Source organism: Neobacillus sp. DY30, assembly GCF_030123065.1.
Taxonomy (GTDB): Bacteria; Bacillota; Bacilli; order Bacillales; family Cytobacillaceae; genus Neobacillus.
The window spans coordinates 1,539,990-1,559,343 of sequence record NZ_CP126093.1; the positions used below are offsets into that span (position 1 = coordinate 1,539,990).

22 protein-coding genes are annotated in these 19,354 nt (G+C 36.9%); 13 read left to right on the forward strand and 9 right to left on the reverse strand.

From position 1 onward, the window contains the following. Positions 1–27 precede the first annotated feature (27 nt). Entirely contained in the window at positions 28–591 is a 564-nt protein-coding gene (locus QNH29_RS07500) for a DUF2777 domain-containing protein (protein WP_283864193.1), read from the reverse strand. Between the two features lie 165 nt (positions 592–756). Here QNH29_RS07500 and asnB point away from each other — a divergent pair, with 165 nt between their 5' ends. Both asnB and QNH29_RS07510 read left to right on the forward strand, forming a co-directional pair. Further along, complete coding sequence (asnB, locus tag QNH29_RS07505; protein WP_283864194.1) at positions 757–2,607, forward strand: asparagine synthase (glutamine-hydrolyzing); 1,851 nt, start codon at positions 757–759, stop codon at positions 2,605–2,607. 62 nt (positions 2,608–2,669) lie between these two features. After that, positions 2,670–4,178 carry an alpha-amylase family glycosyl hydrolase gene (locus QNH29_RS07510; RefSeq protein WP_283864195.1) on the forward strand — a complete coding sequence of 503 codons (1,509 nt, stop codon included), beginning with the start codon at positions 2,670–2,672 and terminating at the stop codon, positions 4,176–4,178. A 51-nt stretch (positions 4,179–4,229) separates the two neighbouring features. Here the strand turns inward: QNH29_RS07510 and QNH29_RS07515 are convergent, their stop codons facing one another. After that, positions 4,230–5,099 carry an SDR family oxidoreductase gene (locus QNH29_RS07515; protein ID WP_283864196.1) on the reverse strand — a complete coding sequence of 290 codons (870 nt, stop codon included), beginning with the start codon at positions 5,097–5,099 and terminating at the stop codon, positions 4,230–4,232. A 110-nt stretch (positions 5,100–5,209) separates the two neighbouring features. Beyond that, a complete protein-coding gene (locus QNH29_RS07520) occupies positions 5,210–5,701 on the reverse strand; it encodes a YajQ family cyclic di-GMP-binding protein (RefSeq protein ID WP_283864197.1) in 492 nt (163 codons plus the stop codon). Positions 5,702–5,882: 181 nt separating this feature from the next. On the opposite strand from QNH29_RS07520, the gene QNH29_RS07525 reads away from it, so the two are divergent. Both QNH29_RS07525 and QNH29_RS07530 read left to right on the forward strand, forming a co-directional pair. Next, entirely contained in the window at positions 5,883–6,746 is an 864-nt protein-coding gene (locus QNH29_RS07525; RefSeq protein ID WP_283864198.1) for a CvfB family protein, read from the forward strand. Between the two features lie 67 nt (positions 6,747–6,813). Next, entirely contained in the window at positions 6,814–6,945 is a 132-nt protein-coding gene (locus QNH29_RS07530) for a DUF3941 domain-containing protein (protein WP_081810752.1), read from the forward strand. Positions 6,946–6,973: 28 nt separating this feature from the next. Here the strand turns inward: QNH29_RS07530 and QNH29_RS07535 are convergent, their stop codons facing one another. After that, positions 6,974–7,834 (reverse strand): DegV family protein, encoded by an 861-nt coding sequence (locus tag QNH29_RS07535; RefSeq protein WP_283864199.1) that lies wholly within the window; start codon positions 7,832–7,834, stop codon positions 6,974–6,976. 80 nt (positions 7,835–7,914) lie between these two features. Here QNH29_RS07535 and QNH29_RS07540 point away from each other — a divergent pair, with 80 nt between their 5' ends. Both QNH29_RS07540 and QNH29_RS07545 read left to right on the forward strand, forming a co-directional pair. Beyond that, positions 7,915–8,790, forward strand: a complete 876-nt coding sequence (locus tag QNH29_RS07540) for a YitT family protein (protein ID WP_481858783.1) — start codon at positions 7,915–7,917, stop codon at positions 8,788–8,790. 11 nt (positions 8,791–8,801) lie between these two features. Beyond that, positions 8,802–9,263, forward strand: coding sequence for a BsuPI-related putative proteinase inhibitor (locus QNH29_RS07545; RefSeq protein WP_283864200.1), 462 nt, complete (start codon positions 8,802–8,804; stop codon positions 9,261–9,263). 41 nt (positions 9,264–9,304) lie between these two features. Here QNH29_RS07545 and QNH29_RS07550 read toward each other — a convergent pair whose 3' ends face one another. From QNH29_RS07550 to QNH29_RS07560, 3 genes are all read right to left on the reverse strand, one after another. After that, positions 9,305–9,490, reverse strand: coding sequence for a DUF3813 domain-containing protein (locus QNH29_RS07550; RefSeq protein ID WP_283864201.1), 186 nt, complete (start codon positions 9,488–9,490; stop codon positions 9,305–9,307). 2 nt (positions 9,491–9,492) lie between these two features. Next, the gene (locus QNH29_RS07555) at positions 9,493–9,645 is read right to left on the reverse strand and encodes a hypothetical protein (RefSeq protein ID WP_283864202.1); all 153 of its coding nucleotides are present in this window, start codon (positions 9,643–9,645) and stop codon (positions 9,493–9,495) included. Positions 9,646–9,752: 107 nt separating this feature from the next. Further along, a complete protein-coding gene (locus QNH29_RS07560) occupies positions 9,753–10,568 on the reverse strand; it encodes a Cof-type HAD-IIB family hydrolase (protein WP_283864203.1) in 816 nt (271 codons plus the stop codon). A gap of 213 nt (positions 10,569–10,781) precedes the next feature. Here QNH29_RS07560 and QNH29_RS07565 point away from each other — a divergent pair, with 213 nt between their 5' ends. From QNH29_RS07565 to QNH29_RS07575, 3 genes are all read left to right on the forward strand, one after another. After that, positions 10,782–11,555: an alpha/beta fold hydrolase gene (locus tag QNH29_RS07565; RefSeq protein WP_283864204.1), complete on the forward strand. Its 774-nt coding sequence runs from the start codon at positions 10,782–10,784 to the stop codon at positions 11,553–11,555. Positions 11,556–11,573: 18 nt separating this feature from the next. Continuing rightward, positions 11,574–11,882, forward strand: a complete 309-nt coding sequence (locus tag QNH29_RS07570) for a metal-sulfur cluster assembly factor (protein WP_283864205.1) — start codon at positions 11,574–11,576, stop codon at positions 11,880–11,882. Positions 11,883–12,101: 219 nt separating this feature from the next. After that, on the forward strand, positions 12,102–13,229 hold the full coding sequence (locus QNH29_RS07575) for a TIGR04053 family radical SAM/SPASM domain-containing protein (protein ID WP_283864206.1): 1,128 nt from the start codon (positions 12,102–12,104) through the stop codon (positions 13,227–13,229). Between the two features lie 41 nt (positions 13,230–13,270). Here the strand turns inward: QNH29_RS07575 and QNH29_RS07580 are convergent, their stop codons facing one another. Beyond that, positions 13,271–13,969: a Crp/Fnr family transcriptional regulator gene (locus QNH29_RS07580; RefSeq protein ID WP_283864207.1), complete on the reverse strand. Its 699-nt coding sequence runs from the start codon at positions 13,967–13,969 to the stop codon at positions 13,271–13,273. A gap of 251 nt (positions 13,970–14,220) precedes the next feature. On the opposite strand from QNH29_RS07580, the gene moaA reads away from it, so the two are divergent. Further along, positions 14,221–15,237, forward strand: coding sequence for a GTP 3',8-cyclase MoaA (gene moaA, locus QNH29_RS07585; protein WP_283864208.1), 1,017 nt, complete (start codon positions 14,221–14,223; stop codon positions 15,235–15,237). A gap of 67 nt (positions 15,238–15,304) precedes the next feature. On the opposite strand, the gene ric is transcribed toward moaA, so the two are convergent. Next, positions 15,305–16,003: an iron-sulfur cluster repair di-iron protein gene (gene ric, locus QNH29_RS07590; protein WP_283864209.1), complete on the reverse strand. Its 699-nt coding sequence runs from the start codon at positions 16,001–16,003 to the stop codon at positions 15,305–15,307. A 214-nt stretch (positions 16,004–16,217) separates the two neighbouring features. Between ric and QNH29_RS07595 the strand changes: the two genes are divergently transcribed. The 3 genes from QNH29_RS07595 to QNH29_RS07605 all read left to right on the forward strand — a co-directional run bounded on the left by QNH29_RS07595 (position 16,218) and on the right by QNH29_RS07605 (position 19,347). Beyond that, positions 16,218–17,483 carry a molybdopterin molybdotransferase MoeA gene (locus tag QNH29_RS07595; RefSeq protein WP_283864210.1) on the forward strand — a complete coding sequence of 422 codons (1,266 nt, stop codon included), beginning with the start codon at positions 16,218–16,220 and terminating at the stop codon, positions 17,481–17,483. Next, the gene (gene mobB, locus QNH29_RS07600) at positions 17,471–18,019 is read left to right on the forward strand and encodes a molybdopterin-guanine dinucleotide biosynthesis protein B (protein WP_283864211.1); all 549 of its coding nucleotides are present in this window, start codon (positions 17,471–17,473) and stop codon (positions 18,017–18,019) included. Before QNH29_RS07595 ends, mobB begins: the two co-directional genes overlap by 13 nt. 602 nt (positions 18,020–18,621) lie before the next feature. Further along, positions 18,622–19,347 (forward strand): YwiC-like family protein, encoded by a 726-nt coding sequence (locus QNH29_RS07605; RefSeq protein WP_283864212.1) that lies wholly within the window; start codon positions 18,622–18,624, stop codon positions 19,345–19,347. Positions 19,348–19,354 lie beyond the last annotated feature (7 nt).

Genomic DNA, 19,354 nt, shown 5'->3' on the forward strand with positions numbered 1-19,354 from the left:
ATATAAGAAAATACACACCTTTTGTTCTTAAGATATCATCTTTTCTATAACCAATCGTTTCCCTGTATTTAGGGTGAATTCAAAACGGTCATTGACCTTTTCAAAATAGCAAAAATGATGCTGCACATTACAAATCTGCTCCTGGTTATCGAAGACAATAAAATTCACTCCATCTTTTCGGTTATCATCGGAAAGGAATGATAAGTGATTATAGCAATAGATACAATCATAAATAGAAAAGTCCAGCGAATTTAATGTCGTGACAAATTGAAAAAAGGCATCATCATTCATTCCTTCTAAAAGTCTTTCTAATGAGTAAATTAAATGTTTTCTGATTCTAACCTTGTCATGATCACGAAGCATTATAACCTCATTTCCACTGCGTATCTTACCAGATTCGAGTAAGATCCCTTTTCTCCAGCGATTTACACGAAATATTTCAATCTCCTGCTGAAGGAAGTCATCGAGCATCGCCGCTTCTTCCGTTTCTTCATCAAAAAAAATCCATTGATCACTTATTTGTTCAACTGCTCCTTCGTTATAGGCCCTCAGTTGAAAATCTAATAGTTTGATTCTTTGTTGTCGATTCATGTTTAACCTCCGTGCCTAATGCTTTCTTTTTCTTTGTAGACATCTTTGTGAGATTTTATAACTTGTTTATCTTTTAAAATGGACAATTTACCAAATAAATTGGGCTGAATAGAATAAAAGCATGTAATGATATCCAGTGTTAGTTACTGGAGAGAGGAGAGTTTTATGTGCGGAGTTTCAGGATGGGTTGATTTTACTAAAGACTTAAGAAATGAAAAAGATACAATTGAAAAGATGACAAGAACTCTTGCTAAAAGAGGACCAGATGAAACGAACCTCTGGGTTCAAACACATGCCGGATTTGGTCATAAGCGCCTGATTGTTGTAGATCCAGAAGGCGGCAGACAGCCAATGTCAAAACAAAAGGAAGGTAAAGAGTACACCATTTGTTACAATGGTGAACTGTATAATACCGAAGATATCCGCAAAATTCTCCTTACTAAAGGATATTCTTTTAGAGGTCATTCTGATACAGAAGTTCTGTTAACTGCCTATATAGAATGGGCGGAAGAGTGCGTAAATTATCTAAACGGGATATATGCCTTTGCCATTTGGGATCAAGAGAGAGAACAATTGTTTATTGGCCGCGATCGTTTGGGAGTTAAACCCTTGTTTTATACGGAATTAGGTAACGGAATTGTATTTGCTTCGGAAATCAAGGCTATACTTGCAAACCCTGGAATGAAAACAGAACTCGAATATGAAGGACTTGCAGAAATTTTCGGTTTAGGACCTTCGAGAACTCCTGGTTCTGGTATTTTTAAGGGGATTAACGAGTTAAGGCCGGCACACGCCATGACTTTTTCAAAAAATGGCTTAAAGATTTGGCGCTATTGGAATGTTAAGAGCGATGTGCATAAGGACAGTGTGGAAGAAACAGCTGAAAAGGTACGCTATTTGGTAACAGATGCTGTTACAAGACAGCTTGTATCAGATGTGCCGCTTTCAACCTTCTTATCAGGAGGACTTGATTCCAGTATTATTACTGCGATTGCTGCTCAAGGATTTAAAGACCAAGGTAAAGGTCAGCTTCATACCTATTCTATCGACTATGAAGGTAACGACCAATTTTTCAAAGCAAATGAATTCCAGCCGAATGCGGATGAGAAATGGATTAACATTGTAACTAATGAGTTTAATACAAAGCACCATTTCAAAACCATTTCTCAACAGCAATTAGTGAAGGACTTAACAGAAGCGGTTCATGTACGCGATTTTCCTGGTATGGCTGACATAGATTCTTCCTTACTTTGGTTTTGTAAGGAAATAAAACAAGATTTTGTTGTGAGTCTTTCTGGAGAGTGTGCCGATGAGATTTTTGGAGGCTATCCATGGTTTCATCGTAAAGAAGATCTCGAGAGACCTAGTTTCCCATGGATGCGTTCGGTAAACGAAAGAAATAACTTGTTAAGAGCAGATTGGCAGCAAAAATTGAACTTAGGGAATTATGTGATTGAGAAGTATAATCAAGCGATTCAGGAAACACCTAGATTGGATGGAGAAAGCCCAAAAGAAGCAAAACGCAGAGAGCTTTTCTATATTAATATGACACACTTTATGACAACACTTCTTGATCGAAAAGATCGAATGAGTATGGGAGCGAGCCTTGAGGTCCGCGTGCCATTTGCGGACCACCGTCTTGTTGAATACGTCTGGAATATCCCATGGGAAATAAAAATGGTTCATGGCAGAGAAAAGGGGATTTTAAGAAAAGCGTTTGAAGGAATTCTTCCAGAGGAAGTACTTTATCGAAAGAAAAGTCCCTATCCAAAAACCCATAATCCAGAATATACGTTAGCAGTTCAACAACAATTAAGGGAGATATTAACTGATAAGTCATCGGTCCTATACGAACTATTTAATCGAGATTTACTCAATCAACTCGTTGAATCTGGAGGTAATTCATTCAAAGAGCCTTGGTTTGGTCAGTTGATGTCTGGCCCGCAGCTATTAGCTTACTTTATTCAGTTAGATATTTGGTTTAAAGATTACAATATTAATATAGTAAATGGATAAACGTTTTTAGTTGGATTCACATCTTTATTAGATTAAAATGAGTGTATGGAAGGGGATTGAACATGAAAAAGACCTTAATTACACTTATTTTAATCTGTTTTTTTGTTATAACAACACTGCCAGTACATGCAGAAATAAAGAAAGAAGATCGGCAATGGCAGGATGAAACCATTTATTCTATCATGGTTGATCGTTTCTTTAATGCGAATACAAACAATGACAAGGACGTTAATACCCTTGATCCGTTAGCCTATAATGGCGGTGATTTTCAGGGAGTCATCGATAAATTGGATTATCTGAAAGAAATGGGCTTTACTACAATCCGACTGACATCGATATTCGACAATACTGCGGGTGGATACCATGGCTATTGGGTAAATGACTTTTATAAACCAGACGAACATTTTGGCTCAATGAAGACGTTTAAAAAACTTGTACAGGAAGCACATAAACGAGATATGAAGGTTGTAATTGACTTTGTAACCAATAATGTCTCTGCAGAACACCCATGGTTGATGGATTCCACAAAGAAAAATTGGTTTCATGAGAAGCATGAAATCAGCAGCATGAAAGACCAGGATGAAATGGAAAATGGCTGGGTGAACAATTTGCCTGATCTTAATCAGGACAACCCTGAGGTAAGAGATTACTTACTGGAGGCTGCTAAGTGGTGGATTAACAATACTGATATAGACGGTTATAGCCTCCCAGAGGTAAATCATGTACCTGTGTCTTTTTGGAGTGATTTTTCCAAAGAAGTAAAAAGCGAAAAGGAAAATTTTTTTCTGTTAGGGATAACCTCCCCAAACAGTACAGAAGACTTTAAAAAATATGAAAATGCTGGAATTGACAGTCTTACTGATTATCAGCTTAGTAAAGAATTAAGAAATGTCTTCGCAGCTACTAATCAATCTTTTAGCCTTTTAAAGGAAAGTAAGGTTCAAACGCCAGAATTAAAGCCGCAATTTTTCGATAATGAAAGTACATCTAGGTTTACACAAGATATTGTTACAAATAAACATTTTCCAGGGGCACGATGGAAAACCGCACTAACTTATATTTATTCAACTCCGGGTATACCAGTTGTTTTTTATGGTAGTGAAATTGCATTAAATGGCGGAGAGGTTCCAGATAATCACCAGCCGATGAATTTTCGAGCAGAAAAGGAGCTTATTGATTTTATTACAAAGCTTGGTGAATTAAGAAATCAGCTTCCATCATTGACCCGAGGAAGTATGGAAATGCTGTACGAAAAAAATGGGATGGCCATTTACAAACGAGTCTACCAAAATGAAACAGCGATTATCGCCATTAATAATACAAGTGAGTCTCAATACATTACCTTGAACAATGAACATATTGAAGCTGATAAAGAATTACGAGGATTACTAAACGGTGATCTAGTTCGGAGCAATGATAATCAATATGACCTTATCATTGACCGTGATGAGTCAGAAATATATGTATTAACAGAAAAAAGCGGCATCAATCTGCCTTTAGTAGGATCATTAGTCGTTGTGTACATCTTGTTCATGATTTTCATCTTAAAGATTAGGAAAAGAAATAAGTAAAAAGAACTAAGTGCGATACTGCCAAAAGAGTATCGCACTTTCTTTATAGTGCTATCCATTAACGATTTCTCCACCGTTGACATGGAGAATTTGACCGCTTACATAAGAAGAATCATCAGAAGCGAGGTATACGTAGCTTGGGCCAAGTTCAAATGGCTGACCCGCTCTGCCCATTGGTGTAGTGGAACCAAAGCTTGCCACTTGGTCTTCGTCGAAGGTAGACGGAATCAGAGGCGTCCAAATGGGACCTGGTGCGACGCCATTTACTCTTATACCTTGCGGTGCCAGCGATTTTGCCAGAGAACGTGTAAAGGTCACGATAGCACCTTTTGTAGCAGAGTAATCTAATAATTGCTCATTTCCTGCATAAGCAGTGACGGAAGCTGTATTGATAATGGTCGCACCTTGTTTCAGGTGAGGCAGGACCATTTTAGACATATAAAAATAGGAGAAAATATTGGTCCGAAACGTTTGTTCAAGCTGTCCTGAGGTAATATCTAACAGACTTTTCTGCGGGTGCTGCTCTGCCGCATTGTTTACCAAAATATCAATTTTTCCAAATTGATCAATGGTTTTACTAACGGTATCCTTACAAAATTCCTCGTTGCCTGCATCACCGGAAAATAGCACACATTTACGTCCTTCTGCTTCAACAAGTCCTTTTGTTTCTTCCGCATCTTGATGCTCATTCAAATAGATAATCGCGACATCCGCACCTTCTTTAGCAAAATAAATGGCTACGGATTTACCAATACCGCTATCCCCGCCAGTAATAATCGCTGTTTTTCCAGCTAATTTCCCAGCACTTTTATAGTTTTGGTCAACAGAAACTGGACGGGGGTTCATTTCACTTTCAATGCCAGGCTGATGATTTTGATGCTGTGGCGGAAAAACCTTTTTTTGTTTTTGGTTATTGGACATTCATTTTACCTCCAAGTTTATTTACCATGTTAGTTTGAGGAAAATGAACAAAAATATTAGAAAATAAAAAAGGCGAAAGAAATTTTCCTTTCACCTAGTTAATCTGCATTTTAGCGATAGTTAATAAATTGAACATCGACGGTAAGGTCTGCTTCACGTACCAACGCGATAATTTTTTGTAAATCATCACGGCTTTTGCCGCTGACTCTGACCTGGTCATCCTGAACCTGGCTTTTCACCTTAAGTCCGCTATTCTTAATAATCGTGTTTATTTTCTTAGCATTATCTTTATCGATGCCTTGTACAAGCTTAGCTCGTTGGCGGACGGTTCCTCCAGAGGCTTTTTCCATTTTCCCATAATCGAGATTTTTAATAGGGACACCTCTTTTAATCAATCTACCCAGCAAAACGTCTTTTAGCTGATCCATCTTATATTCATCATCTGAAATTAAAACAAGCTCCTCTTTATCAAGTGAAACTTCACTTTTACTGCCTTTAAAATCATAACGTGTTTTTATTTCTTTCATTGTTGCTGTAATCGCATTTGTAACTTCAGTTAAATCCACCTTGGATACAATATCAAATGATTCATCTTTGGCCATATTAATAATACCTCCAGTATATTTTAATTACGATATGTAGTATTCATTTTCTGCTAATGTTTCCCTTTATGGGTACATTATAGTAAAATATAGCAGTTCAATCAAGAAAAGCGGAAGCGACTGGCCCCTAGTCGCTGGAGCTGGACAATTATCGAAAAAAGTAAAGAAAAGGTGAGTTAGGATGTCTTTACAAGAGCTTATTGGTCAAACAGTTACCTTAACGGTGGCACGAAAAGCAGAGTTCGGCTATTTTTTAACAGATGGTAATGAAGATGTTTTGTTGCATATAAATGAAGCAGACCGAGAATATGAAGTAGATGAAACTGTCGAAGTGTTTCTTTATGTTGATTCCGAAGGCAGAACATCTGCCTCTACCACTATACCTGAAATAGCGATTGGCAAGTATGCGTGGCTTAAGGTGGTAGATACCAACCCTAATATCGGTGTGTTTTTAGATATTGGTATTAAAAAGGACTTATTATTAGGAATTGATGATCTTCCAGTCCATAAGTCTGTTTGGCCGAAGCCTGGCGATTTGGTCTATGCAACCTTAAGAGTAAATAACAATTATCTGCTATATGCAAGGCTTGCAACAGACCCTGTCATTGAATCAATTTCCACAAAGGCAACTAGGAAGGATTTTAACAAAAATATACAAGGGCATATTTATCGTACTGCAAAGGTAGGAAGCTGGGTCTACACAATAGAGGGCTATAAAGGATTCATTCATGAATCACAAAGACAGGTAGAGCCAAGATTAGGACAGAAGGTTGAAGGACGGATAATAGACGTTAAGGATGATGGGACAGTAAATATTTCTCTGCTTGCAAGAAAACAGGAATCTCAAGATACCGATGCTGAACGTATTTTTCAGTATTTAATGAGTCGAAATGGTGCGATGCCATTTAATGATAAGAGTATGCCTGAAGATATCCAAGAACGTTTTCAGTTAAGTAAAGGAGCCTTTAAGCGTGCTTTAGGAAAACTTATGAAAGACGGCAGGGTTTATCAAGAAGGAAGCTGGACATATCTAAAGAAAGATTAACTTTTTCACATACTCTTTTTCAAAATGATAACACTAATGTTGAAAGCATTTTGAAGGGGGTATGATGATGCCGCATACATCAGATAATGATAAAAAAGCACAAGACAATAATGCGCTGAGACACGAAAAAAATATGATGCGTGAGAAGAATCGTCAGGCAGGAAAAAATCAATATTCAAAGAAAACAGACCATAAATAAAAAAAGCGGGGAACCTTCCCTGCTTTTTTTATGATGGCAGCTCATTAAGAAAGAAAATAGCGATGGCACCTGGGCCTGTGTGGGCTCCAACTGCCGATCCGATATTCGTAACATAAATATTTCTTGGTTTTAACTCTGATTCGATTAATGCTTTGACCTCTTCTAGAGTATCTGCAGTATCAGCGTGGCTGAGTCCGATAACCTGATGACTAAAATTTTCTCCACGTTCCTTCATAAGTTCTACCAAACGTCGGTATACCTTCTTTTTTCCTCGTATTTTCTCAATCGGAACAAGTTTACCATCCTCGACATTCAAAATCGGCTTGATATTTAGTAATCCACCCAAGAAGGCTGAAGCTTTTGATACACGACCGCCCTTCGCTAAATAATCTAAGTCTTCTACTGTAAATAGCTGTTCCATATGCTGGCTTCGGAATAATACATCTGCAAGTATTTCTTCCTTTGAAACATTTTCTGCAGCTAGCCTAGCTGCTTCCTTTACGACTAATCCAAAACCAAGTGAGGCACACTTAGTATCAACAATAGTTAAATGAAAGTTTGGATATTTTTCCTTCACTTGGTTAAGAATCATAACAGATGTCTGATATGTACCAGATAATTCGGAAGAGAATGCAATATATATTCCATCTTCATTATTTTCAGCCATTTTAGTAAAGACTTCCTCAAATAATAAAGGAGACACTTGAGATGTTTTTGGAATATCACCACCGCGAATGGCATCATAAACAGTTTTAGGATCAATTGTTTTGACATCCTCATATTCCTGTCCGTTAACCTGAACCTTTAGTGGAAATAATGTAACATTATGCTCAGAATAAAAATCTTTTGGTAAATCGCATGCGCTGTCAGCTAGTATTTTTACCGGCATGAAGCTCACCTGCTTTCAAGCTAATATAGTTAATTTCAGTTTATCGGTTTCAGTTTAAAAATACAATTATCTGGTTAGAGATGGTACTTCAAAAATTGAAGGAGATGGTGCTTTTGTTATGGCAGCAAACAAAAAAAACACTCATTGTTATTATTGGTGCTTTCTTAAATGCGCTGGCAATTAATTTATTTTTAATTCCAGCAAATGTGTATTCTAGCGGATTTACTGGAGTTGCACAATTATTATCAAAAGTATTAAGTGAACAAACGCCTTTAAATATATCAATGGGATTTTTATTGCTCTTACTTAATATTCCTGTGGCAATCTTAGGATGGTTGAAGGTAGGGAGATCCTTTACCATTTATAGTTTTTTAAGTGTGGCTTTATCATCGCTTTTCTTAGAATTAATACCAATCATACAGGTTTCAAAAGATATTCTCCTTAATTCAGTATTTGGTGGCGTTATTTTAGCCGTAGGGGTCGGAATTACCTTAAAATGGGGGGCTTCTACAGGCGGCGTAGATATTATTGCAATGGTTTTATCGAGGATGAAGGATAAACCGATTGGCAGTTATATGTTTATTATGAATGCAGTTATTATCATTACTGCCGGCTTTTTATATGGATGGGAAAAGGCCCTCTATACGATTGTTTCTTTATATGCTTCGACAAGAGTAGTGGATGCCATTCATACTAGACATGCAAAGCTTACTGCGATGATTGTTACCAAAAAAGCCGATGAGTTAAAGAAAGCGATTCACTCTCAATTAGTAAGAGGTATTACTATGATTCCAGCAAAGGGCGCTTTTTCTAATGAAGCAAGGGACATGCTGATGATTGTGATTACCCGCTATGAATTATATGATTTGGAACGGATTATCTCTGAGGTTGACCCAAATGCATTCACAAACATTGTTCAGACAACAGGAATATATGGCTTCTTTAGGCGAGAATAAGGAGGGTAAGCATGAGAATTATTTTATGCCTCATATTGTTTTTATTTCCTTTTAATATAAAAGGGGAAGCAAGTTATGGTGAGCAAAATCAGCAATTTCAATTTTCTGTATTTCCTATTGTTGGTAATGAAAAGGTGAATTTTGAGCTCACTATCAAAAATAATCAGCAACTGCCACTGTCTTTTGAATTTCCTTCGTCACAATTTTATGAGATCACCGTTTCGGATGCATCTGGACATGAAGTATATCGATATTCAAAAGGACGATTTTTTTTACAGGCGCTTCAAACCCTTACTATTGAACCAAATCAAACCTATAGAAAAGTTGAAAATTGGGATTACAAAGTAAATGGAAAAAGAGTTCCAACAGGGAAGTATACTGTTACCGCTACTCTTTTACCAAGGAAACTAAATGACAAACCATTAAGTAACAAACAAACACTAGTAAGCAAAACAGAAATTCATCTTCCATAATAGAAAAGCTGGCACGTGTTGTCACGTGCCAGCTTTTCTTATTATTTTAATTGATCAAGCTCATTTTGCATTTCTTGGAGCTGACTTTGTTCCGCGATGGTTGAATTGGCATATGCGGAACTTAATGCATTCTTTGCCTTTGAAATCACAGAATCGCGGTCAGCAGGGTCGGCAGATTTCGCCATCTCAACAAATCTTCTTGCTTCCTGGAACAACTGATTTCCCATCGTTATATTCCTCCAAGCGAGGATTCACGCACATTGGCCATTTTCTGGGCTTCCGCTTCAGCGTAGGTCATGTGGTAAGGAATACGTTCGTCATGTTTACTAACGGTATCCACTCCTTGCTGGACAAAGCGTTTTGATTTGTTTCGTTTACCCATTGTAATCCCTCCAATTTGGTGAGCTTGGTGTAAGGCACTTTGTGCCTTACAAAAATAGTATGCTCCAATCGGCTTTTTTCATTTAGGTAAACAATGGTGAAACATTATCAATATTTTAAGTTTAACAAATCTGATAAATAAATCCCAATTCCGTCTTCCTCATTGGTAAGGGTCACTTCGTTTGCAATGGTTTTGACTTTATCAATTGCATTACCCATCGCAATTCCACGTCCTGCATATTCAAGCATTTCTAAATCATTATCTTCATCACCAAAAGCAATAATTCTTTCCGGCGGAATATTGAAGTATTGTGAGGCCTTTTTTAAACCAACAGCCTTACTTATACCTATCTTTATAATCTCAATAACATGCCATGGCGCAGCCCAGCTTCGATGATCAATCACTTCTGCATGAACATCAGATAAGTGCTTGCGTATATTTTTTAATTCATCCTCCTCTGTATGTATTAACAAACTAGTAGGAGAATCGTTTAAATAATTAAGTAAATCGCCTGTTGTTACATTTGGATTACCCATACTAAAAATATCTAACAGCTTTTCATCATGATAGTGGAAATAAACATCATCGATTACTTCAGCAATAATATTATGAAAATGAAAAGAACGACAAGCCTCTACAATGTCTTTGGCAACTTTAACATCAAGAGGGTCATGAAAAAATCCCCAGCTGCTATCAAGCGGATGATGCATGAAGGCACCATTGAAGTTAACAATTGGTGTGTCGAGCTCAAGTTCGCGATAATAGGGTTCACTTGAACGATAGGGTCTCCCGGTTGCAATCATGACTATATGTCCTTGTTCTCTCGCTTGCCTTAACACTTTTTTTGTTTTCTCGGAAATTGTTTTATCATCTTTTAATAAAGTTCCATCTAAGTCTAATGCTATTAAATGTTTTTCTGCCATATTGACTCCTTTTGAATAGTTTCTTAAATAATAAGTCGAAGCTTTAGATTAATGGTTAATGAAATGTTACACTACAACTAGGCTTTTCTTTTTTGATGGAAAGTCATACCATTATAATTACTATGTTAACAATTTTATACCTTACATGTAAAAAAATTCACTTCTTTAGATTTTGCTTTCAGATATAATTATTTTACCCAGGAGGATTTATACGTGATTATCGTTGAAAAAAGTTGGCTGAATAATAATCCCTTCCTACATATAGTTAAAAAAAGTGTTCAACAAGAGAAACTTCCGTTTATTATTTTTACCCATGGTTTTACTAGTGCAAAGGAGAATAATCTACATTATGCCTATTTATTAGCAGAAAAGGGTTTTCGAGTCATCCTTCCAGAAGCTGTTTACCATGGTGAAAGGGAACAAGGTTTAACCGAAAGAGATCTATACGGTCATTTTTGGGAAATTGTTATTAAGACCATCCATGAATTAAATGATTATAAGGAATACTATGTAGAAGAAGGATTAGCAGACCCGGAACAAATAGGACTAGCTGGGACCTCGATGGGTGGGATGGTGACTTTGGGTGCTTTGACCAAGTATAAGTGGGTCAAGGCTGCAGTGAGTTTAATGGGGATGCCAGCATATGAGGAATATCTGCATTGGCAATTAGAACAAATGAGAAACCTGGGTATTACCCTTTCTTTTACTGATGAGCAAATTACAGAGCAATTATCAGTCTTACGTCAATATGATTTGAGCCTGCAGCCAAATAAGCTTGCAAATAGACCGTTGTTATTTTGGCATGGAAAAAAGGATCCTATTGTACCTCATGAGTTAACATACCGTTTTTATCAAACTGTAAAGGGCAGCTATAAAACAAATCCAGAAAATATTCACTTTGTTACGGATGAAAATGCTGACCATAAGGTAAGCAGAGAAGGATTAAACGCAATGGTTGAATGGTTTGAGAAACATCTACTACAATAAGTATAAGGAGTGTTATAGATGAATGAAGAGTTAAAAGAAAATATTATGGGTGCGTTAGAGCTTGTAATAGACCCTGAATTGGGTGTAGATATTGTTAATTTAGGTTTAGTTTACGATACGGAAATGGATGATGAAGGCAATGTTACGATTACAATGACGTTAACTTCTATGGGCTGCCCGCTTGCTGGCACAATTGTTGACCAAGTAAAGAGAGCGTTAGCAGATATCCCTGAAGTAAAAGAGGTCGAGGTTAATATCGTGTTTAATCCGCCATGGAACAAGGACATGATGTCACGTTATGCAAAAATTGCATTAGGTATTCGGTAAGGAAAAAACAGCAGAAATTCTGCTGTTTTTTTTTCGGCTTGTAACTAAATCCGCATATCCGCAACTAATGCTATCCTGCCATATTTGCACTTCACAAAGTGGACATATTATTTTACAGGTTTTGTGAGGTAGTTCACTTATCCGTAGTGGAATCCCCTATATAATAACAGGTAATAAGGCTGTTTGGTTTTGAAGCGGCCGTTTTAGGAGGCGTTTCATATGGCTTTTGGCCGAGATTTTAATAAGGATCCATTTATCGTTATATGGGAACTCACACGTGCGTGCCAGCTTGCTTGTTTACACTGCCGTGCAGAAGCTCAATTAAGAAGAGACCCGCGTGAACTATCCTTTGAAGAAGGTAAGAACCTAATTGACCAGATATATGAAATGAACAATCCAATGCTTGTCTTTACTGGCGGAGACCCGTTAATGAGACAAGATGTTTTTGATATTGCAAAATATGCAGTAGAAAAAGGTGTTAGAGTGTCGATGACACCAAGTGCTACACCGAATGTGACAAAAGAGGCCATTGAAAAGGCTAAGGATGTAGGCCTATCCCGTTGGGCTTTTAGTATTGATGGACCTACTGCTGCCGTACATGATCACTTTCGTGGAACTGCAGGTTCTTTTGATCTCACAATGGAGAGAATTAACTATCTTCACCAACTTGAAATTCCAATTCAGATAAATACAGTAATCTCTAGATACAACATAGAATACCTTGATGAAATGGCGAAAATGGTAGAGGACTTAGGCTGCGTACTTTGGAGTGTATTTTTTCTAGTGCCAACGGGAAGAGGTCAAGAGTCTGACATGATTTCACCAGTGGAACACGAAAAGGTATTCAGGTGGCTTTATGACTTAAGTAAGCGTGTTTCCTTCGATATTAAAACAACGGCTGCCCAGCATTATCGACGTGTGGTAATTCAACAAAAAATGCGTGAAGCAAAAAATCAAACAGATGAAATAAACTACTTAAGTGCTTTAACAGAACAAGGATTAACAGGTTCAATTGATGGACTTGGACGAGCACCAAAAGGTGTGAATGATGGAAATGGATTTGTTTTCATCTCACATATAGGAGACGTCTACCCAAGCGGCCTACTGCCTGTCAAAGCAGGGAATGTCAGAGAAACACCGCTGGCTGAAATTTATCGTGAGTCACCTATATTTAAATCACTGAGAAATCCTGACCTCTATAAAGGAAAATGTGGTGTTTGTGAATTTCGCCATGTCTGCGGCGGATCAAGGTCTAGAGCGTATGCAATGACTGGAGATTACCTGGAAAGTGAACCATTCTGTGTTTATATACCAAAAGCGATGAGAGAAAAACAGGTACAATCATAATAAAAAAATGGAAGCAATCATTCATGATTGCTTCCAGGCTATTATTCAATACTACAATACACAGCTGGACAATTTTCACAGCCGATTTCGTCTTTTAAATATTGAAGATCTAAAATAGATATTTTTCCTTTTTTAATACTGATTTTTTTATCCTTTTTCAATTCACTGAGAATACGATTTGTACTCTCTCTTGAGGTTCCGCAAAAGTTTGCAAGCTCCTGATTTGTTAACGGCAAATCAATTAATATTTCATTTTCTTTATGAATACCATAGCTATTAGACATCCGAATTAACGTAGAAAAAAGTGCTCCTCGTTTTCCGTTTAAAACAAGGTCCCGAAATTTTGTCTGAGTTTTACGGAAATGATCACTCATCCATTTCATAAACTCAAAAGCAAGCTTACTATTTTGGAAAATTTCACTCTCGATTACATCTTTTTTGATAGCAACTATTTCTCCTTCCTCTAGAACTCTGGCACTTAGTAAATACCTTGGATTATCTGTGAAAAGCGTTAATTCTCCACAAATATCATTTTCTCCACATATTCTTAAGGAGAGTTCACGTCCATCGGATGTAATTTTACTGATTTGAACTTTACCAGAGACAATTATATAAAGCTCTTCTGCGAGCATACCTTCTTGAAATAAGTAGGTACCTCTTTCACTTTTAATTTTCCGATCGGCAAATCTAAGTAATTCTTTTATCTCAATTGAATGGGTTGGTTTTATTTTAGTCAACATGGAATACCACCTCAAAGGTTTTGTTGGTTTTAAACTTTCCAGCTATTTTCATTATCCTTATTTTAACGCAGGTTTTTAGGTTATTTATGATTAAACAATGACAATATAGTGAAAACTCATATAATTACATGAAACACGTTAAAAAAATGTAAAAGAAATGTTATTATAGTGAATAAAGTAACAGTATTTTTTATCCATAGTTGGTACACTTGCCTTAGATTAATCGCTTTTAAAATAATGGAGTTGATAAAATGGAAAAGACCATTATTAAAGATAAAATAGATCGTCCATTACGTGATTTAAGAATTTCAGTAATTGATCGGTGTAATTTCCGATGTCAATATTGCATGCCTGCAGATCAATTTGGTGACGATTTCGAATTTCTACCCAAAACAGCGCTCCTTACTTATGAGGAAATTGAAAGAGTAGCAAAAGCTTTTGTAAGTCTTGGTGTAGAGAAAATTCGTTTAACCGGAGGGGAACCACTGCTCCGCAGGGATCTTCCTATTTTGGTGAAAAATTTATCAGAGATTGATGGCTTAAAAGACATTGCTTTAACGACAAACGGAGTGCTGCTTCCTAAACTGGCGAATAAATTAAAAGATGCAGGGCTAAAAAGAGTAAATATAAGTCTCGACACTTTAAATGATGAGCTGTTTGGGATTATAAATGGACGAGGAGTCAGCACTCAGCCCGTGTTAGATGGCATTGAAGCAGCTAAAAAAGCTGGTCTAAGAGTTAAGATCAATATGGTGGTTAAGAAAGGCCTCAATGATTCAGAAATTATCCCAATGGCAGACTTTTGCTTGAATAATGGATTAGAGCTCCGCTTTATTGAATATATGGATGTAGGTTCATCTAATGGCTGGAAAATGGATGATGTAATAACAAAGAAACAGATTTACAACATACTTAAAGAGCATTACCAGTTAGAATCTCTTGACCCAGCCTATTTTGGCGAAGTTGCAAAACTATATAATTATACGAACACAGACGTTAATGTTGGCTTTATCTCCTCTGTCTCAGAGTCTTTCTGCAGCAGCTGCACGCGCTCGAGGCTTTCCGCAAATGGACAAATTTTTACTTGTTTATTCAATGGGAATGGTCATGATATCCGTAACTTTATGAGAAACGGCGCAACAGATGATGAGCTTCGTAACCGAATAACGGACATTTGGAATGGTAGAAACGATAGATATTCAGATGAACGAACAGAAGAGACTGCAAAAAATCGTAAGAAAATAGAAATGTCTTATATTGGCGGCTAGGCCTCTCTATTTTAATAGAGAGGTTTTTCACAAAATTAAAGAGGCTGTGAAGCCAGCCTCTTTAATTTTAGAAATATCTAGGGAATAAGATGTTATTTTCAAGATGAACATGCATAAATGTGAGTCCTTCTAGGTCTTCTAGCCGCTTATATACTAAACGGTATGTTCCACATGCGTCAGCTGGAAGCGTATAGTCAGATGTAATGGCACGAATCTGTCTAAGAATCTCACCTGCATGATCATGTTCTTTTTCTAACTCAATAATCATATTAATCGCTTCTTCACGATTTTCAATCGTTCCGTCCTCAAGCTGCTTAATTATCGGAAAGACCACTGTTTCTTCTTTTGCCATATGCTCTATTAATTCTCTCTTAAATTCATAAAAAAGCTCGTAAACCTTTAATAACTCTGGGTGACTGTCACCATGAACACGAGAAACCTTTGTTACGTATGGACTAAGCAGTGATAATTCTTCTTCGGATGTACGGTGATAATGATTGATGACATGATCAATAATGGTATTAGAGTCGGATTTTGTCCAAACTTCTAAATCCGTTTCTGCCGAACTATTTTTTTCAAATACTAATCTAAGTTCCGCCATTATATCTTCTTCATTTATTCCATTAGCTGCGATTGCTTCAGATAATGGAATATTTCCTCCACAGCAAAAGTCGATTCTGAATTTCTTAAACACGTCACTCGTTTTTGGCAGTTCATTAACGATATCTCTAACCAATGTATTTGTAGAAATAGGGAAAGTAATCATATTTTCCTCCTAATGTTTTTGTTAGTTTCTAGTTTAAGAATAAGATATTCCTCAAAAAAAATAGGTGACCTGAATCACACATCTGTATCGATTGAATAATTTTTTTATCATGTTGTGATGTTTGCTATATTTGTAACTTTTCGATAGGCTTATAATGAGATGTAAATAAACGAATTTATCTAATATGATTTGTTTCCTGCAGGAGTTGAGATAATTGGTAGAGAGAAGAAAACCGATCCCAATCGGGGATGCCGTTAAAAGAATAATGGAATATCAATTAAATGGAATAACCGAATATGTACCAATCGATAATAGCTATGGCCGTTTTTTATCAGAAGACTTAACTGCAACGAGTGATGTGCCTCATTTCGATCGTGCACCTTATGACGGTTTCGCTGTCAGGTCGATAGATACGAAAGAAGCCTCATTAAATAATCCAGTTGAATTTAAAGTGGTCGACCATATCGGCGCGGGTATGACGTCCTCTAAGACCATTAATGAATATGAAGCAGTACGCATTATGACCGGAGCAATGATGCCTGAAGGAACTGACGCAGTTGTCATGTTTGAAGTCGCAAAAGCGTTTGAGAAAAATGGGGCACCCTTTATGTCCATCAAACGCAGCTTTAATAAAGGTGATAATGTTTCCTATCGAGGTGAAGATGCCAAGGAGGGTGAAGTTTTAGTAAAAAAGGGTACATTGATTAACCCTGGTATACAAGCAATGCTGGCAACTTTTGGCTATCATCAAGTTCCTGTTGCTAAAAAACCGATTATTGGTTTATTTGCCACTGGAACAGAATTGCTAGAAGTGGATGAGCAATTAGTACCTGGTAAAATCCGAAATAGTAATTCACATATGATCGCTGCCCAAATACAAAGAACTGGGGCGATGGTTCAATATTATGGGAAGCTACCTGATGTATTTGAAACATGTTTTACAGCAGTAAAAAATGCTTTAGAAAAAGTTGATATACTGATTACAACGGGCGGAGTTTCTGTTGGTGATTTTGATTATTTGCCTGCCATATATGAAAAATTGGGCGCAGAGGTTTTATTTAACAAAGTGGCAATGAGGCCAGGCAGTGTCACGACGGTTGCACAATTTCAAGGTAAGCTTCTATTTGGGTTATCAGGTAACCCTTCTGCCTGCTATGTGGGTTTTGAGTTGTTTGCACGGCCAATTATTCGCAAAATGCTGTTTTCCACTACACCACATCTTCGAAAGGAAAAAGCAGTCCTAGAGGTTGATTTTCCAAAAGCTAACCCATTCACAAGATTTGTCCGCAGTGCATTTTCGATAAAAGACGGAAAATTAAGAGCAACACCAAGTGGATTAGACAAATCGAATATTATTATGAGTCTTTCTGGAGCTAATTCGTTGATGATTCTTCCTGGGGGGACTAGAAGTTTTAGAGCAGGTGATGAGGTTGATATTTTATTGCTTGAAGATCAAGCAGGTAGTGAATGGCCTTGGTAAAGCCGATAGTTTTTCAAATCGTAGGATATCAAAACAGCGGTAAAACAACGACCATATTGAAGCTTATTGAAATTTTAAAAGATGAAGGGATTAAGAGTGTTACCATCAAGCATCATGGGCATGGCGGGAAACCAGATATTATTTCACAAAAGGACTCAGCTAAGCACATAAACGCTGGAGCCGTTGCTTCATTGGTTGAAGGTGAGGGCAGATTATGCCTCCAGGCAGATGATACGGCTTTAACATTAGAAGAACAAATTAATTTTGTTACATTCTTTAACCCAGATATTATCATAATAGAGGGCCATAAAAAGAAAACATATCCCAAATTATTGATTCTTAGAGATGAAAATGATCTTTCACTAATTTACGATGTATGTAACATTCAGAACGTTATTGTTTGGAAAAAAGAATTATTAGACGGTGTTAAAGAGCTTTTGAAGGTTCCTGTGTTTCATATTGAAGAGGAAATGGCAATAAGCGAAATCTCAAAAAAATTAATAAATCTTGTTCATAATATTGATGAAAAAAATTAATAAAATCGTCAAAAACGTTACTTTTATCACTGTGGAAGATACATATTTAAGCTAAAATACAATTGGGGATTATATGTTTGTTAAGTATAAAGTGAGTATTTCAGAAAAGCTCTAGTTATTCATTATGATCAATGAATAACTGGGGCTTTTCGGTTTTTTAAAATTAGGCTGTGTTAAACTGGGCTGTTGATTTGCGCTCCAATAAGGAATGCTTCTTGAATATCATCGCAGGGACAGGCGTTTTTTGCCTGTCGCGAGGCGCTACGCTTTCCGCGGGCTCGCCCGTGAGCCTCCTCGGTCGTTCCGACCTGCGGGGTCTTACTCAGCTCGTTCATCCCGCAGGACTTTGAATTTACTCCCTCGAATAATCACCGCACGAAGAAAATGCGATAGCATTTTCGAGGATCGAGCGCCTTCCGCTCCAATCAACAGGTTCTAAAAGCAATAGTATACTTTAACACAGCCTAAAATTAAAAGTGACAAAATTGTTAGAAGGTGCAATGGTTTCCTTGATATTTTCACTATATGTGATGTCTTTCACTTTTTAATTCTTATTACTGCTATATAGTGAAGGCAAGCAGAGGATTGAAGGAGTGGAAACTATGAAGGTATTCTTACCGAAACAACATGGTGCGTGGGCAATGACAATTATCCCTTTCTGGCTTGGAGTAGTAAATGGAGGGTTTGTTTGGCAGCATATTCCGTTTTTTGCAGGATGGATATTTTTATACTTAGCTACCTATCCAATGCTCCTTTTATTTAAAAAGAAAAAAATCCAGTTTTATAAAAAATGGACCATCATTTATATGATACCAGCGTTATTCTTGCTGCTCTTTCCGCTTTTAAAAATACCTTTTATTATTATGTTTGGATTGCTAATGATTCCGTTTTTTATTATTAATGCATACTATACTTCCATAAATAAAGACCGCTCATTAATGAATGATTTTAGTGCTATTTTTGCATTTTCTATCGCTGGACTAGCAAGCAGCTATCTTGCAAAGGGACAGATCACATTTGTAACAATAATCGTTTTTATCACTTCAGTGTTATTTTTTGTTGGTTGTACTTTTTATGTCAAAACGATGATTCGAGAAAGTAAGAATATTTTATTTAAATGGCTCTCATGGGGATATCACGCTTTATTGCTGATTATCTCGTTAGCTTCGGGGTATTGGATTATAGCAATTGCATTCCTTCCAAGTTTTATAAGAGCTGTAATTCTTTATGGAAAACTACTAACACCAATGAAAATTGGCATATATGAAATCATTAATTCAGCCATCTTCTTTACAGTTATGATTATCCAAATCCTATTGCTTAAATAAAAAAATC

Bases quoted from the DNA above. Each gene is read 5' to 3' on its own strand.
- QNH29_RS07500 (WP_283864193.1), bottom strand. From the start codon at position 591: ATGAATCGACAACAAAGAATCAAACTATTAGATTTTCAACTGAGGGCC.
- asnB (WP_283864194.1), top strand. From the start codon at position 757: ATGTGCGGAGTTTCAGGATGGGTTGATTTTACTAAAGACTTAAGAAAT.
- QNH29_RS07510 (WP_283864195.1), top strand. From the start codon at position 2,670: ATGAAAAAGACCTTAATTACACTTATTTTAATCTGTTTTTTTGTTATA.
- QNH29_RS07515 (WP_283864196.1), bottom strand. From the start codon at position 5,099: ATGTCCAATAACCAAAAACAAAAAAAGGTTTTTCCGCCACAGCATCAA.
- QNH29_RS07520 (WP_283864197.1), bottom strand. From the start codon at position 5,701: ATGGCCAAAGATGAATCATTTGATATTGTATCCAAGGTGGATTTAACT.
- QNH29_RS07525 (WP_283864198.1), top strand. From the start codon at position 5,883: ATGTCTTTACAAGAGCTTATTGGTCAAACAGTTACCTTAACGGTGGCA.
- QNH29_RS07530 (WP_081810752.1), top strand. From the start codon at position 6,814: ATGCCGCATACATCAGATAATGATAAAAAAGCACAAGACAATAATGCG.
- QNH29_RS07535 (WP_283864199.1), bottom strand. From the start codon at position 7,834: ATGCCGGTAAAAATACTAGCTGACAGCGCATGCGATTTACCAAAAGAT.
- QNH29_RS07540 (WP_481858783.1), top strand. From the start codon at position 7,915: ATGGTACTTCAAAAATTGAAGGAGATGGTGCTTTTGTTATGGCAGCAA.
- QNH29_RS07545 (WP_283864200.1), top strand. From the start codon at position 8,802: ATGAGAATTATTTTATGCCTCATATTGTTTTTATTTCCTTTTAATATA.
- QNH29_RS07550 (WP_283864201.1), bottom strand. From the start codon at position 9,490: ATGGGAAATCAGTTGTTCCAGGAAGCAAGAAGATTTGTTGAGATGGCG.
- QNH29_RS07555 (WP_283864202.1), bottom strand. From the start codon at position 9,645: ATGGGTAAACGAAACAAATCAAAACGCTTTGTCCAGCAAGGAGTGGAT.
- QNH29_RS07560 (WP_283864203.1), bottom strand. From the start codon at position 10,568: ATGGCAGAAAAACATTTAATAGCATTAGACTTAGATGGAACTTTATTA.
- QNH29_RS07570 (WP_283864205.1), top strand. From the start codon at position 11,574: ATGAATGAAGAGTTAAAAGAAAATATTATGGGTGCGTTAGAGCTTGTA.
- QNH29_RS07575 (WP_283864206.1), top strand. From the start codon at position 12,102: ATGGCTTTTGGCCGAGATTTTAATAAGGATCCATTTATCGTTATATGG.
- QNH29_RS07580 (WP_283864207.1), bottom strand. From the start codon at position 13,969: ATGTTGACTAAAATAAAACCAACCCATTCAATTGAGATAAAAGAATTA.
- moaA (WP_283864208.1), top strand. From the start codon at position 14,221: ATGGAAAAGACCATTATTAAAGATAAAATAGATCGTCCATTACGTGAT.
- ric (WP_283864209.1), bottom strand. From the start codon at position 16,003: ATGATTACTTTCCCTATTTCTACAAATACATTGGTTAGAGATATCGTT.
- mobB (WP_283864211.1), top strand. From the start codon at position 17,471: ATGGCCTTGGTAAAGCCGATAGTTTTTCAAATCGTAGGATATCAAAAC.
- QNH29_RS07605 (WP_283864212.1), top strand. From the start codon at position 18,622: ATGAAGGTATTCTTACCGAAACAACATGGTGCGTGGGCAATGACAATT.